The organism is Streptomyces aurantiacus (assembly GCF_027107535.1).
In the GTDB taxonomy this organism is placed as follows: Bacteria; Actinomycetota; Actinomycetes; order Streptomycetales; family Streptomycetaceae; genus Streptomyces.
The window spans coordinates 6432609-6445549 of sequence record NZ_CP114283.1; the positions used below are offsets into that span (position 1 = coordinate 6432609).

The following is a 12941-nucleotide window of genomic DNA, read 5'->3' on the forward strand; positions in this document are numbered from 1 at the left end:
CCGGACAGTCCCGGCGTCAAAAGTCCAAGAGGAGCGCAGCGACTGTCCAAGCACGGCGGCTCTCGACTGGACGGTCCGTGCCGGGGCACAGTGCTCCTCGAACTCACCAGTAAGCCCACGTCCCCCCGAGGAGTCGCCGTGACCAGCTGGGCCGCCCGGACCGCCGCAGAGATCGCTGCCGCAGTACGCGAGAAGCGGGTCACCCCTCGCGAGGTGGTGGCCGAGCACCTCGCCCGGATCGAGCTGCTCGACGCCCGCGTGGGAGCCTTCCGTCACCTGCGCACGGCGGCCGCGCTCACCGAGGCGGACGAGGTGGCGGAGCGGGCGGACCTGGCCGAACTGCCTCTCGCGGGCGTGCCGGTGGCCGTGAAGGACAACCTGGGCGTACGCGGCGAGTCCACCCGTAACGGCAGCGCGGCGAGCCCGGACACCCCGGCGGACGAGGACCACGTCACGGTGGCCAGACTGCGCGCGGCGGGCGCCGTCGTGATCGGCCTGACGAACGTCCCCGAGCTGTGCGTCTTCGGCACCACGGAGGGCGTGCACGGCACGGCCCGCAATCCGTGGGACACGACGCGCACGGCCGGCGGCTCCTCCGGCGGCAGCGCGGCCGCGGTCGCCGCAGGCATGGTGCCCATCGCGCTCGGCAACGACGGCATGGGCTCGCTGCGCATACCCGCCGCCAACTGCGGCCTGGTCGGGCTGAAGCCCGGACACGGCGTCGTCCCGGCGGGGATCGGCCACGGCGACTGGTTCGGGATGTCCGAGAACGGGCCGCTGGCGACGACGGTCGAGGACGCGCGGCTGATGCTCTCGGTCCTGTCCGCGACGGAGGCCGCCGGGCCCGGGGAGCCCGTCACCCGGACGGTCGCCCTCTCCGTGCGGAGCCCGCTGGTGGGGGTTACCGTCAGCCGGCCCTACGCCGACGCGGCCCGTGCGGCGGGCGAGTTGCTGGCGACGGCGGGACATCGGGTCCGGCGGGCGGATCCGCCGTATCCGGTGTGGCTGGGGACCACCTCGCTCGCACACTGGACCGCGGGGACGGCGGTGGACGCGGAGGGACTCGATCCGCGGCGGCTCGCCCGGCGGACCCGGGTGCACGCGAGCATGGGACGGCGGTTCATCGACTCGGTACGGACCGGTGTGCGCCGGCAGCAGTTGCGGGAGAGGCTCACACCCTTCTTCGCCGCGCACGACGTACTGCTCACTCCTGCGCTGGCCCGGCGGGGGCCGGCCGCTGCGGAGTGGCACAAGCGGGGGTGGCTGCGGAACGTGCTGGCCAACACGAACTACTCGCCGTTGACGCCGCCGTGGAATCTGACGGGATGGCCGGCGATGTCGGTGCCGTTCGGGGTGCTGCCGTCCGGGGCGCCGTGCGCCGTTCAGCTGGTGGGACGGCCCGGTTCCGAGGCGGTGCTGCTGGAACTGGCGGGGCAGCTGGAGGAGCTGCGGCCCTGGACGCGGACAGCGCCGATCGGTGCCGCGCGATAGACGTCCCGGCAGCTTGTCCGTGGTCCGTCGCGGCCGGCCACGGTCCCTCACACCCGAAGAAGAGGCTGTGTTCCCCGGGGCCCGACCGGTCAGAGCGCGCGGTGCATGACGTGCAGGCCCACCCTGCCCCGGGTGGGGTGGTCGTACGCGTCGGGGATCGTGCCCACGATCGTGAAGCCCAGTGACGTCCACAGCTTCACGGCGGGGTTGGTCTCCACGACGGCGTTGAAAACCATCGCCCGGTAGCCGTCGGCCTTGGCCGTCCTCAGGACGTGTTCGGCCAGGGCCCGGCCGACGCCCCGTCCCGAGTGGTCGGGATCGACCATGAATCCGGCGTTGGCGACGGCGGCCGCGGGGCCTGCGTAGTTGGGGGTGACATAGGCGGAGCCGACGACGCGTCCCGTGGCGTCCTCGGCGACGTACACCCGCTTGCCCGGCGCCATCCACAGGACCCGGGCGTCCCCCTCGGAGGTGTCCGGGTCCCAGGCGTAGGTCTCGGCGCCGGAGACGATGCGGTGCCAGAAGGGCCAGATGCGCGGCCAGTCGGTGTCCACGGCTTCCCTGATCAGCATGGACGCGAGTCTGGCACGTCCATGCCGATCAGCGATCCTGGGGCTTTCCGTGGTCCTGGGCGGTCAGTCCACGCTGGGCAGGATGTGGGGTTCGGCGAGGTCGTCCTCGTAGCCCGCCAGGCGGATGGGGGCGGACCTGGCCCACACCTCGAGACTGCCGAGCTTCTCGGCCCGGCCTGCGTCCGTACGGTCCTTGGTGCCCTGATCGAGATTCGTCTTCTCCGGTGTCACCGCGCACTCCTTATGTGTCGGGTCACCCTCGGGGCGTGCAGGACCACTCTGCTGCCGGCCGCTCCACGCCCGCTCGGGTTTGGGTAAAGGCAGTTCGGACGCGGTGGCGCCGGTCAACTCACATGAGAGCAGGCCGTGGTGACTGGCTTGTCCCGGGACGGACCGTGGGTGTGGGTGGAACCCAAATGAGCTGTCCGTCCCGTACAGGGTAACCAAATGAGCGGGCCGCCGCTCGATGGGGCTGAAAACAAGGTGTAACCATCTGAAGTCGCCGGGCCTTCACCGGGCGCTGCGCGCACCGTGTTTCACTCGGTTGTCCACAGGCACGGATCCACCCGTCCGGCCCTGTGCCAACATGATCAACGCCCCACTGTCCATGCGAAGGAGCCCGACATGGCCGCCCAGCAGGTACGCGGTGTCATCGCCCCCGGGAAGAACGAACCGGTGCAGATCCGGACGATCCTCATTCCGGACCCGGGTCCCGGCGAGGCCGTGGTGAAGGTGCAGGCCTGCGGCGTCTGCCACACCGACCTGCACTACAAGCAGGGCGGCATCAGCGACGACTACCCCTTCCTGCTCGGCCACGAGGCGGCGGGCGTCGTCGAGTCGGTCGGCGACGGCGTCACCGACGTGACCCCCGGCGACTTCGTGATCCTCAACTGGCGTGCGGTGTGCGGCCAGTGCCGGGCCTGTCTGCGCGGGCGCCCCTGGTACTGCTTCGACACGCACAACGCCAAGCAGAAGATGACCCTGGAGGACGGCACCGAGCTCTCCCCCGCCCTGGGCATCGGCGCCTTCGCCGAGAAGACCCTGGTCGCGGCCGGCCAGTGCACCAAGGTCGACCCGTCCGTGTCCCCGGCGGTCGCGGGCCTCCTCGGCTGCGGCGTGATGGCCGGCATCGGAGCGGCCATCAACACCGGCGGGGTGGGCCGCGGCGACTCGGTGGCCGTCATCGGCTGCGGGGGCGTGGGCGACGCCGCGATCGCCGGGGCGAACCTCGCCGGCGCCGCGAGGATCATCGCTGTCGACATCGACGACCGGAAGCTCGAGAAGGCCCGCACGATGGGCGCCACCCACACGGTCAACTCCAAGGAGACGGACCCCGTCGAGGCGATCCGCGAGCTGACCGGCGGCTTCGGAGCCGACGTCGTCATCGAGGCGGTCGGCCGGCCCGAGACGTACAAGCAGGCGTTCTACGCCCGTGACCTGGCAGGCACGGTGGTCCTGGTCGGTGTCCCCACACCGGAGATGAAGCTCGAACTGCCCCTGCTGGACGTCTTCGGCCGCGGCGGCAGCCTCAAGTCCTCCTGGTACGGCGACTGCCTGCCCTCGCGCGACTTCCCCATGCTGGTCGACCTCCACCAGCAGGGCCGTCTGGACCTGTCGGCGTTCGTGACGGAGACCATCGCACTCGACGCGGTGGAGCAGGCCTTCGACCGCATGCACGAGGGTGACGTGCTGCGCTCGGTGGTGGAGCTCTGATGGCCGCCCGTATCGAGCACCTGGTCACCTCGGGCACCTTCAGCCTGGACGGCGGCACCTGGGACGTCGACAACAACGTGTGGATCGTGGGCGACGACACCGAGGCCGTCGTCATCGACGCGGCGCACGACGCCGACGCCATCGCCGAGGCGCTGGGCGACCGCACCCTGCGCGCCATCGTGTGCACGCACGCGCACAACGACCACATCGACGCGGCCCCGGCGCTGGCGGCGCGCACCGGCGCACCGGTCCTGCTGCACCCGGACGACCTGCCGCTCTGGAAGCAGACGCACCCGGACCGGCTGCCGGACGGCGAGCTGGCCGACGGCGAGCGGCTCTCCGTGGCGGGCGTGGAGCTGACCGTCCTGCACACCCCCGGCCACGCCCCGGGCGCCGTGTGCCTGTACGCCCCGGAGCTGGGCGCCGTCTTCACCGGCGACACCCTCTTCCAGGGCGGACCGGGCGCGACGGGCCGGTCGTTCTCCCACTTCCCGACGATCGTCGAGTCGATCCGGACCCGGCTGCTCGACCTGCCCGCCGAGACGGTGGTGCGGACCGGGCACGGCGACTCGACGACGGTCGGCGCCGAGGCCCCGCACCTCCAGGAGTGGATCGACCGGGGGCACTGAGACGGACAGGCCGCCCCGGGAGCCGCGGCCTCGGGGCGGGACCTTCGCACGGTGCGCAGTTCAGTTCCCGTTGGCCCGGCCGAAAGCCGGCCATGGTCTGCTGGCGCGAGACAACGGCCTTTCTCGCCCGCAGGGAGGACTGGCGCATGGAGCTGCGCAGTGTCGAGGAACTGATGGATCTGCTGCACGCCTGCCGAGGGACCCGGGGCACCGCCTGCCTCGGTGGCGCCCCGGTGGATCTGCACGAGCACGCCCTGCAGACCGCCGCGCTGCTGCGCCGGGGCCGCCCGGCTGACAAGGAACTCCAGGTGGCGGGTCTGGTGCACGTCGTCGGGCAGTTGCTGCGGCCGGGTGGCGCCGCGGGTCACGCCGACCACGCGGCCGACGCGGTCCGGCCCTTGCTCGGCGAGCGCGTCGCCCTTCTCGTACGTCTCCACGGGGACACCCGGGTGCATCACGCCGTCCTGGACGAGCCTGACCTGGAGGACGTGCTGATCCTGCGGCAGGCCGACGAAGCGGCCCGGACCGCGGGCCTGGACGCGGGGGTGCTCGAGGACTGGCGCACGGTGCTGGAGCTCGTGTCGGCCCGGCACGCACGGCTGGGCGCCTTCGACTGACCGCACTCCTGCCGGACAGCGGCACCCCTGGCAGCGGCAAAGCCCTGCCGGACGGGGCCTGTTGACTGACGGCCCGTCATGAGACGGTACGCGGATGACGTCGCCGCACGCGTTGGAGGGCAGGGTCGCCATCGTCACCGGGGCCTCGCGAGGGATCGGGCTGGCCGTCGCCGAGGGGCTCGTGGCGGCGGGGGCGCGGGTCTGCGTCACGGGGCGGGACGCAGACCCAGTGCACGGCGCCGCCGCCCGGCTCGGCGGCGTGGGCCTCGCCGGCACCGTCGCCGATCCGGCGCATCTGCGGGAGCTGACCGCGCTGGCGATGGACGAGTACGGCCGGATCGACGTGCTGGTGAACAACGCGGCGACCAATCAGCCCCTCGGCCCCCTCATGGACGCCGACCCGGACGGGTGGGGGACGGCGTTCGCTGTCAACGTGGAGGCGCCGCTGCGGCTGGTGCAGCACGCGTGGCGGGCCTGGATGGGTGAGCACGGCGGCTCGGTCGTCAACATCTGCACCGAGGGCGCGGCGCACGTCGGGCCGAACGTGGGCGCCTACGGTACGAGCAAGGCGGCCCTGCTCCACCTCACCCAGCAGCTCGCGGGTGAGCTCGCCCCCGGGGTACGGGTCAACTCCGTCTCCCCCGGCCTCGTACGCACCGAGATGGCGCGCTTCGTCTGGGAGCCGGCCGAGGACGAAATCGCGGCCGGGCTTCCGATGGGCCGCATCGGTGAGCCCGCGGACATCGCCCGGGCCGTCGTCTGGCTGGCCTCGGACGCGGCGGAGTGGGTCACGGGGACGGACCTGCTGGTGGACGGCGGCACCAGGGTCCGCGCAGCGCACACCCCGTGAAAGGCACGTGCAACCGCACACCGGCCCACGCTCACAAGGGGCCCGGGGGCTGAGCGCCCACCGGCCCGCACCTTTCGTGCGACGTCAGAACGCCCGGCCCCGCGCAGCGGCTACTACCACTTGCCGGGCGCGTAGTCCTTCAGGAAGACCCCGTACAGGTCCTCGCCCTGCTGACCGCGCACGATCGGGTCGTACACGCGGGCCGCTCCGTCGATGAGGTCGAGCGGCGCGTGGAAGCCCGCGTCCGCCAGCCGCATCTTGTCCGGGTGGGGCCGCTCGTCGGTGATCCAGCCGGTGTCGACGGCGGTCATCAGGATGCGGTCCTTCTCGAACATCTCCTGGGCGCTGGTGCGCGTGAGCATGTTGAGCGCGGCCTTGGCCATGTTGGTGTGCGGGTGGCCCGCACCCTTGTAGCCGCGGTTGAAGACGCCCTCCATGGCGGAGACGTTCACGATGTACGTGCGGTCGGCGTCGGCGGCGGCCATCGTCGCGCGCAGCCTGCTGATGAGGATGAACGGCGCGGTGGAGTTGCAGAGCTGGACCTCAAGGAGCTCGATGGGCGTGACCTCCTCGACGGCCTGGATCCAGCTGTTGGTGTCGTGCAGGTCGGGCACGAGGCCGCCCGCGTCGATGGCGGTGCCGGCGGCGATCCGCTCCAGGGAGGCGGAACCGGAGACGAGCGCGAGACCGGTGACGTCCTGTGCGGACAGTGCGCCGCTGCCCGCGACCGGCAGCGCGGAGACGGCGCCGGAGCCGAAGGTGCCGATGATCTCGGCGGGCGGCAGCTCACCGGCGGGCAGCGGACCGGATTCGGCGGCGAGCAGCTCGCTGTAGGCCCCCGGGGAGCGGCGTACGGTCTGCGCGGCGTTGTTGATCAGGATGTCGAGCGGGCCCTCGGCGGCGACCGAGTCGGCGAGCGCGACGACCTGGGCCGGGTCGCGCAGGTCGATGCCGACGATCTTCAGCCGGCCGATCCACTCGTCGCTGTCGGGCATGGCCTTGAAGCGGCGGATGGCGTCGTTCGGGAAGCGCGTGGTGATCGTGGTGTGCGCGCCGTCCCGCAGCAGCCTGAGGGCGATGTACATGCCGATCTTGGCGCGGCCGCCGGTGAGCAGGGCGCGCTTGCCGGTGAGGTCGGTGCGGGCGTCACGGCGGGCCCGGTTCTCGGCGGCGCACTTCTGGCAGAGCTGGTGGTAGAAGAAGTCGACCTCGACGTAGCGGGTCTTGCAGGTGTAGCAGGAGCGGGGGCGCTGGAGTATCCCCGCGATCTCGCCGGCCTCGGTCACCGACGACGGCAGGACGCCCTCGGTCTCGTCGTCGATGCGCTGGGCGGAGCCGGTGGCCGTGGCCTCGGTGACCGCCTTGTCGTGGGCGGTCTTGGCGGCCCTGCGCTCCTGGCGACGGCGCTGCTTGACCGAGCGGTAGATGCCCGCGGTGGCGCGGCGGACGGCCACGGCGTCGGGGTGGTCGATGTCGATCTTCTCGAGTTCGTCGAGCACGCCGAGGCACACGGCCAGCCGCTCGGGGTCGATACCGGGACCGTACGAGCCGTCCGGAGCCTCTGCCGTGTCCACGGCGGGGGCCGCCTGGCTGTCCTGTGTCACCGTCATCGCCGTTGCCGTTCCTCGGGTCTGTGCGCCGCGCTCGAACCGCGCTCGCTTTCGAAGGCGGAATTTTACGGAGTGCGGGGCAAAGGCACCAAACCCGCGATGATCACCGGTCTCCCGCGGGCCCGGGCGGGGCGGTCCGCCGGGCCCGCGGGGAGGGGTTCAGGCTGCACAGGCGGCGCCCAGTTCCGCCACCTCGGCGGTCAGCGACCTGGCCAGCAGGTCGAGGTCCGGGACCGCCTTCGCGTCGGCGACGAGCCCGTAGTGGACCCGTCCGCGGTACGTCGACACCGCGACCGCGAGGGCCTGGCCCCGGGCCAGCGGGGCGAGCGGGTACACCTCGGTCAGCGGGCAGCCGCCGAGCTTCATGCCGATGCCGGGCAGCGGCACGCTGGTGACCAGGATGTCGAAGAGCAGCCTGGCCGCCTGGCCCACGACGGGCCCGCCGAGCCGGTGGCCGAGCGCCGGGACGTGGTCGGCGAGCAGGGCGACGGCGCCCGCGCCCCGGTGGGGTCCCGCGTCCTTGTTGCGGTCCATGGCCGTGCGCACGGCGGTGAGGCGTGACAGCGGGTCCGGATCGTCGACGGGAAGCCGTACCAGGTATCCGGAGAGCCGGTTGCCCTGCGGGTGGGCGGTGCGCGGGCGGCGTCGCGAGACGGGGATCAGGGCCCGGGGGGTCACCCCTTCGCTGCCGTCGCCGCGCTCGTCCAGCCAGCGGCGCAGGGCGCCCGCGACGACGGCGATGAGGACGTCGTTGACGGTGCCGCCCACGCTCTTGCGGATCATGTGGATCTCGTCGAGTTCCAGAGCGACGCCCGCGACGTTGCGAGTGCCGGTGGGCTCGGAGACCAGGGCCGGGGAGGACCGTACGCCCAAGGTGGCGCGGGCGACGGACGTGCCGATGTCGAGCGCCCGGCCGACGTCGGAGAGTGTGCCGCGGACGAGCTCGGGGAGCTTCGTCAGGTCGGGGAGGAGGCCGCGGGCGGGTGCCTCGGGACGCGGACGGGGTGCCGGCATCTCCACGGGGTCGAGAACCGCGGCCGCGAGCGTCAGGGCCCGCAGTCCGTCGGCCAGGGCGTGGTGGAACTTGAAGAGCACGGCGAAGGAGGTCCCCTCCGTGCCGGGCACGACGTGTACCTCCCACGGGGGCCTGTCCCGCTCCAGGGGCCGCTGCATGATCGCACCGGCGGCGGCGTGGAAGTCCGCGGCGGGGGCGTGCAGACGGACGTGGTCGAGCGGCTCGAAGTCCGGGGCCGCCTCCCGGGCGGCGCCACCGAAGGCGAGCGGCCGGAGCAGGCCGAAGGCCGGTGACCGGCTGGGGTCCAGCGGCCGCCAGATGTCGCGGATCCGCATGCGCAGGCCCGGGACGCCGGCCGCGCGGGCCGCGAGCAGATCGGCCGCGTGCCGGGCGGCGGCGGGCGAGGTGGCCGTGAAGATCCCGAGTGCCCCGAGGTGCATGGGGTGCTCGGGGGACTCGATGTTCCAGAACGCCAGGTCGAGAGGTGCGAGAAGGTCAGAGGTCAAGGATTTGGCTCTCGCGTCGGCGGCGGGTGAGTCAGCAGTCAATCCCGGGCAGCGATTACGGTCAAGTACGATCGAGTTACCCACAGTTAACAACAGATTAAGTCCCGCTCCTTGTGGGAGGAGCGGGACGCGTGTGGCCCACGAGGCTTCTTGGAGTGGGCGACATCACGCCGGAGCGGGTGTCGCCCGGCCCCGTCGATCACTTCAGGGCAGGTGGCGCCGCGTCCGCGGCCGTACCCCAGCCGGACGGCTCCGCGCCCACCGTGAAGGCCAGCTCCCGGATGCCCCGAAGCGCACCGGTCGTCAGGTACGTACGGTCGAGGGCGGCGCCGTCGCCGCGCACCGACCGGATGTAGCGGGAGGTGTCCGAGGTGCCGGGAGCCGTCACGGTCAGCCTGCCCAGCGGGTGGTAGCGGCGGTCGAGCACGAGGTCGGTCCGTTCGAAGACCGGCGTGGACAGGCCCCAGGTGTCGGATCCGGGCTGCACCGGGAAGATCCCGATCGACGACAGGACGTGCCACGCCGACATGGTCCCCAGGTCGTCGTTACCGGTCATGCCCGTGGGCGTGTCGGTGAAGAGCGTCAGCGCGGCGTGCACCACGTCGGTGGTCTTCCACGGCTGCCCGGTCGAGAGATACGTGTACGGGGCGATGAGGTCGGGTTCGTTCTGCGGGTTGTAGGTGGCCGCGTTGTAGTAGGCGTACGGTCCGTTGACCCACACCTCGCGGGCGGTGCGCCCGGGGTCCTTCAGGAGGCGCTCGTACCCGAAGAACGCGTCGAGCCGGTCGTTCGCCGCCTTCCGGCCGCCGATCAGGCCGATCATTCCGGGCAGGTCCTGCGGGACGAGCCACTGGTACTGCCAGGACGTGCCCTCGTGGAATCCCGTGCTCCTCGCCGGGTCGGCCGCACCGGTGAAGGCGCCCGAGGCGTCCCGCGCCCGGAAGAAGCCGGTCGAGGGGTCGAAGACCCGGCGGTAGTTCTGGGCACGGGCGGCGTACCGCGCGGCGTCGGCCTCGTGGCCGAGCTCCCTCGCCATCTGGGCGAGCATCGCGTCGGACAGGGCGTACTCCAGCGTCGCCGACGCCCCGTGGTCGTAGTCGGAGTCGCCGGGCTTGGCGTGCGGGCGTCCCTTGACCGTGGGTACGAAGCCGCCGGCGACGTACTCCGCGTTCGCCTCGCGTCCCACCGCGGGCGAGTCGGCGGGCGGCACGCCGTCGGCGTTCCTCCTGAGCGCGCGGTAGGCCCGCTCCTCGTGCCCCTCCAGCAGCCCTTGCTGGTACGCGTTGGTGAGGAACGGGGTGACCGGGTCGCCGGTCATGATGTTCGTCTCGACCGTCCCGTAGCCCCACTTGGGCAGCCAGCCGCCCTCCTCCCCGACCGTGAGGACGGAGAGCGCCATGTCACGCGACTCGCGCGGCGCGAGCAGGGCGAGGAGCTGCGCCTGGGTGCGGTAGGTGTCCCAGAGCGACCAGTTCTGGTAGTAGGTGAAGCCCTTCGCGCGGTGGACCTTGCGATCCCATCCCGTGTAGCGGCCGTCGGCGTCGTTGCCGAGGTTGGGGGCGAGGAAGGAACGGTAGAGCGACGAGTAGAAGGTGCGGCGGAGCGTGGTGTCGCCGCCCTGTACGCGTACGTCGTCGAGCCGGTCCTCCCACGCCCGCCGGGCCCCGTCCCGGACGCCGTCGAAGGAACGGCCGCCCTCGGAGCGGAGGTTGACGGCGGCGCCGCGCGCGTCGACGTACGACAGCGCGGTGGTCGCCTCGACCGTGCGGTCCTTCGTGGTGTCGAAGCGGACGTAGGCGCCGCCGCGCCCCGGGCCCGCCGAGCGCGTGGAGCCCGCGGTGACGGTGTCGCCCCGCCAGGTGCCGGACGTCGTGAACGGCCGGTCGAAACGGGTGAGCGTGTAGACGGTGTACGGCCTGGTGGCCTGGCAGAAGCCGCTGCCGGTGATCGCGGTGCGTACGGTGCGGTCGTCCAGGATCTCCACCTTCGTGGAGACCGTCCGGTGCAGCGCCTGCCCCGCGTTCAGCAGGACGTTCGCCTTGTCGGTGGCCGGGAAGGTGTAGCGCTGCACACCGGTGCGGCCGGTCGCGGTCAGCTCGGCGTCGATGACGGACGCGTCGCCGCCGGTGCCGCTCCGCAGGCCGACCCGGTAGTAGCCGGGGCTCGCCTTCTCCGTGGCGTGGTCGAACCGGGCGGCGTACTTCGCGTGGTCGGTCAGCGTGACCTCGCCCGTCGTGGGCAGGACGGGCAGGTCGCCGCCGAGGCGGCAGCCGACGCCGGAGAGATGGACGAGGGAGAAGCCCCGGACGCGGTCGTCGGAGTAGTCGTAGCCGGTGTTGTGGCCCGTGTCCGGGGAGAACTGCACCATGCCGAACGGCACGGCGGCGCCCGGGAAGGTGTTGCCCTCCCGCTCGGAGCCGATGAACGGGTTGACCAGATCGGTGAGCCGGTCCTCGCCCGGCTCGGATGCCCGGACGGCGGGAGCGCCGAGCGCGCCGCCCAGCCCGAGCAGGGCGGCGACGGTCACCGCCGTCGCCGTACGCAGGCACGGGCGTCCGGTCCATCTCATACGGATGTCCTCCATCGTGTCGGGCTGGATCGCCTGACGGTCGTACGCCATGAGACCGCTCGGTTCGCCCGACACACCGGACATCCGCGGGTGGGCCGCGCCGCTGCCACCCCGGCAGCCCAACGCGCCCCGGCCGCTACGACACGTGCTGGCCCTTCCCGAGGGCGATCACACCGTCCTTGGACACCGTGTAGAGCTCCTGGTCCCGCTCCGGATTGACGCCGATGGTCGCACCCGGCGGCACCTGCACGTTCTTGTCGAGGACCGCGCCGCGCACCACCGCGCCCCGGCCTATGTGCACGTTGTCGTGGAGGACGGACCCCTGGACGACGGCTCCCGGGTCGACGACGACGCCCGGGGAGAGAACCGAGCGGGTGACCTGGCCCCGGATCAGACAGCCCGCACTGATGATCGACTCGCTGGCCATGCCGCCCGCGTTGAACCGGGCGGGCGACAGCTGGCCGGAGCTGGTGTAGATGGGCCAGCTGCGGTTGAAGAGGTTGAAGGCGGGCCGCTCGGCGATCAGGTCCATATGGGCGTCGTAGTAGGCGTCGAGGGTGCCCACGTCACGCCAGTAGCCCTGGTCGCGGGTGGTCTCGCCGGGCACGTGGTTGTCGCTGAAGTCGTAGAGCCGGGCCTCGCCCCGGTCGGTCAGCTGGGGCAGGATCGACCCGCCCATGTCGTGCACCGAGTTCGCGTCCTCGGCGTCCCGCTGGAGGGCCTCTATCAGGGCCTTGGTGGTGAAGATGTAGTTGCCCATCGAGGCGAAGACGCACTCGGGGTCGTCGTGCAGGCCGGGCGGATCCGCGGGCTTCTCCAGGAAGCGCTCCACCGTCTGCCCGTCCGTACCTGGCGTGATCACGCCGAAGGACGACGACTCGGCCCGCGGCACACGGATGCCGGCCACGGTCACCCCCGCGCCGCTGTCGATGTGCTGGGCGAGCATCTGCCGCGGGTCCATGCGGTAGACGTGGTCGGCGCCGAACACCGCGACGTACTCGGGCTGCTCGTCGTACACGAGGTTCAGGGACTGCAGGATCGCGTCGGCGCTGCCCAGGTACCAGCGCGGGCCGAGCCGCTGCTGGGCCGGGACCGGCGTCACGTAGTTGCCGAGCAGGCTGGACATCCGCCAGGTCGTGGTGACGTGCCGGTCGAGCGAGTGCGACTTGTACTGCGTCAGTACGCAGATGCGCAGGATGTCCGCGTTGACGAGGTTGGACAGGACGAAGTCGACGAGGCGGTACGTGCCGCCGAACGTGACCGCTGGTTTGGCCCGGTCCGCGGTGAGGGGCATCAGGCGCTTGCCCTCTCCGCCCGCCAGCACGATCCCGAGCACCGAAGGCCCACCACGACGCATGGCCGCTCCCCT

At 72.1% G+C, this 12941-nt stretch carries 11 protein-coding genes; 5 read left to right on the forward strand and 6 right to left on the reverse strand.

What is annotated here, in order from left to right; translation table 11 throughout:
* Window positions 1-138: 138 nt before the first annotated feature.
* Complete coding sequence (locus O1Q96_RS30825) at window positions 139-1491, forward strand: amidase (protein ID WP_269251279.1); 1353 nt, start codon at window positions 139-141, stop codon at window positions 1489-1491.
* Window positions 1492-1580: 89 nt separating this feature from the next.
* Here O1Q96_RS30825 and O1Q96_RS30830 read toward each other — a convergent pair whose 3' ends face one another.
* Window positions 1581-2063 carry a GNAT family N-acetyltransferase gene (locus O1Q96_RS30830; RefSeq protein ID WP_269251280.1) on the reverse strand — a complete coding sequence of 161 codons (483 nt, stop codon included), beginning with the start codon at window positions 2061-2063 and terminating at the stop codon, window positions 1581-1583.
* Window positions 2064-2126: 63 nt separating this feature from the next.
* The gene (locus O1Q96_RS30835; protein WP_217458809.1) at window positions 2127-2294 is read right to left on the reverse strand and encodes a hypothetical protein; all 168 of its coding nucleotides are present in this window, start codon (window positions 2292-2294) and stop codon (window positions 2127-2129) included.
* Between the two features lie 393 nt (window positions 2295-2687).
* Between O1Q96_RS30835 and O1Q96_RS30840 the strand changes: the two genes are divergently transcribed.
* The 4 genes from O1Q96_RS30840 to O1Q96_RS30855 all read left to right on the forward strand — a co-directional run bounded on the left by O1Q96_RS30840 (window position 2688) and on the right by O1Q96_RS30855 (window position 5872).
* Window positions 2688-3776 (forward strand): S-(hydroxymethyl)mycothiol dehydrogenase, encoded by a 1089-nt coding sequence (locus O1Q96_RS30840; RefSeq protein ID WP_269251281.1) that lies wholly within the window; start codon window positions 2688-2690, stop codon window positions 3774-3776.
* On the forward strand, window positions 3776-4405 hold the full coding sequence (locus O1Q96_RS30845) for an MBL fold metallo-hydrolase (RefSeq protein ID WP_269251282.1): 630 nt from the start codon (window positions 3776-3778) through the stop codon (window positions 4403-4405). The genes O1Q96_RS30840 and O1Q96_RS30845 overlap by 1 nt, the downstream gene beginning before the upstream one ends.
* A gap of 146 nt (window positions 4406-4551) precedes the next feature.
* A complete protein-coding gene (locus O1Q96_RS30850; protein WP_269251283.1) occupies window positions 4552-5022 on the forward strand; it encodes a hypothetical protein in 471 nt (156 codons plus the stop codon).
* A gap of 94 nt (window positions 5023-5116) precedes the next feature.
* A complete protein-coding gene (locus O1Q96_RS30855; RefSeq protein ID WP_269251284.1) occupies window positions 5117-5872 on the forward strand; it encodes an SDR family oxidoreductase in 756 nt (251 codons plus the stop codon).
* A 113-nt stretch (window positions 5873-5985) separates the two neighbouring features.
* Here the strand turns inward: O1Q96_RS30855 and O1Q96_RS30860 are convergent, their stop codons facing one another.
* The 4 genes from O1Q96_RS30860 to glgC form a co-directional block, all read right to left on the reverse strand.
* Window positions 5986-7482 carry an SDR family NAD(P)-dependent oxidoreductase gene (locus tag O1Q96_RS30860; RefSeq protein ID WP_269251285.1) on the reverse strand — a complete coding sequence of 499 codons (1497 nt, stop codon included), beginning with the start codon at window positions 7480-7482 and terminating at the stop codon, window positions 5986-5988.
* 159 nt (window positions 7483-7641) lie between these two features.
* Window positions 7642-9003 (reverse strand): wax ester/triacylglycerol synthase family O-acyltransferase, encoded by a 1362-nt coding sequence (locus O1Q96_RS30865; RefSeq protein WP_269251286.1) that lies wholly within the window; start codon window positions 9001-9003, stop codon window positions 7642-7644.
* A gap of 199 nt (window positions 9004-9202) precedes the next feature.
* Window positions 9203-11572, reverse strand: a complete 2370-nt coding sequence (locus O1Q96_RS30870; RefSeq protein ID WP_269253785.1) for a GH92 family glycosyl hydrolase — start codon at window positions 11570-11572, stop codon at window positions 9203-9205.
* Window positions 11573-11708: 136 nt separating this feature from the next.
* A complete protein-coding gene (gene glgC, locus O1Q96_RS30875) occupies window positions 11709-12929 on the reverse strand; it encodes a glucose-1-phosphate adenylyltransferase (RefSeq protein ID WP_269251287.1) in 1221 nt (406 codons plus the stop codon).
* Window positions 12930-12941 lie beyond the last annotated feature (12 nt).

What these genes read in the sequence shown, in the direction of transcription:
- O1Q96_RS30840 (WP_269251281.1), top strand. Translation starts at nt 2,688, where the DNA reads ATGGCCGCCCAGCAGGTACGCGGTGTCATCGCCCCCGGGAAGAACGAA.
- O1Q96_RS30870 (WP_269253785.1), bottom strand. Translation starts at nt 11,572, where the DNA reads ATGAGATGGACCGGACGCCCGTGCCTGCGTACGGCGACGGCGGTGACC.
- O1Q96_RS30855 (WP_269251284.1), top strand. Translation starts at nt 5,117, where the DNA reads ATGACGTCGCCGCACGCGTTGGAGGGCAGGGTCGCCATCGTCACCGGG.
- O1Q96_RS30845 (WP_269251282.1), top strand. Translation starts at nt 3,776, where the DNA reads ATGGCCGCCCGTATCGAGCACCTGGTCACCTCGGGCACCTTCAGCCTG.
- O1Q96_RS30860 (WP_269251285.1), bottom strand. Translation starts at nt 7,482, where the DNA reads ATGACGGTGACACAGGACAGCCAGGCGGCCCCCGCCGTGGACACGGCA.
- O1Q96_RS30830 (WP_269251280.1), bottom strand. Translation starts at nt 2,063, where the DNA reads ATGCTGATCAGGGAAGCCGTGGACACCGACTGGCCGCGCATCTGGCCC.
- O1Q96_RS30850 (WP_269251283.1), top strand. Translation starts at nt 4,552, where the DNA reads ATGGAGCTGCGCAGTGTCGAGGAACTGATGGATCTGCTGCACGCCTGC.
- glgC (WP_269251287.1), bottom strand. Translation starts at nt 12,929, where the DNA reads ATGCGTCGTGGTGGGCCTTCGGTGCTCGGGATCGTGCTGGCGGGCGGA.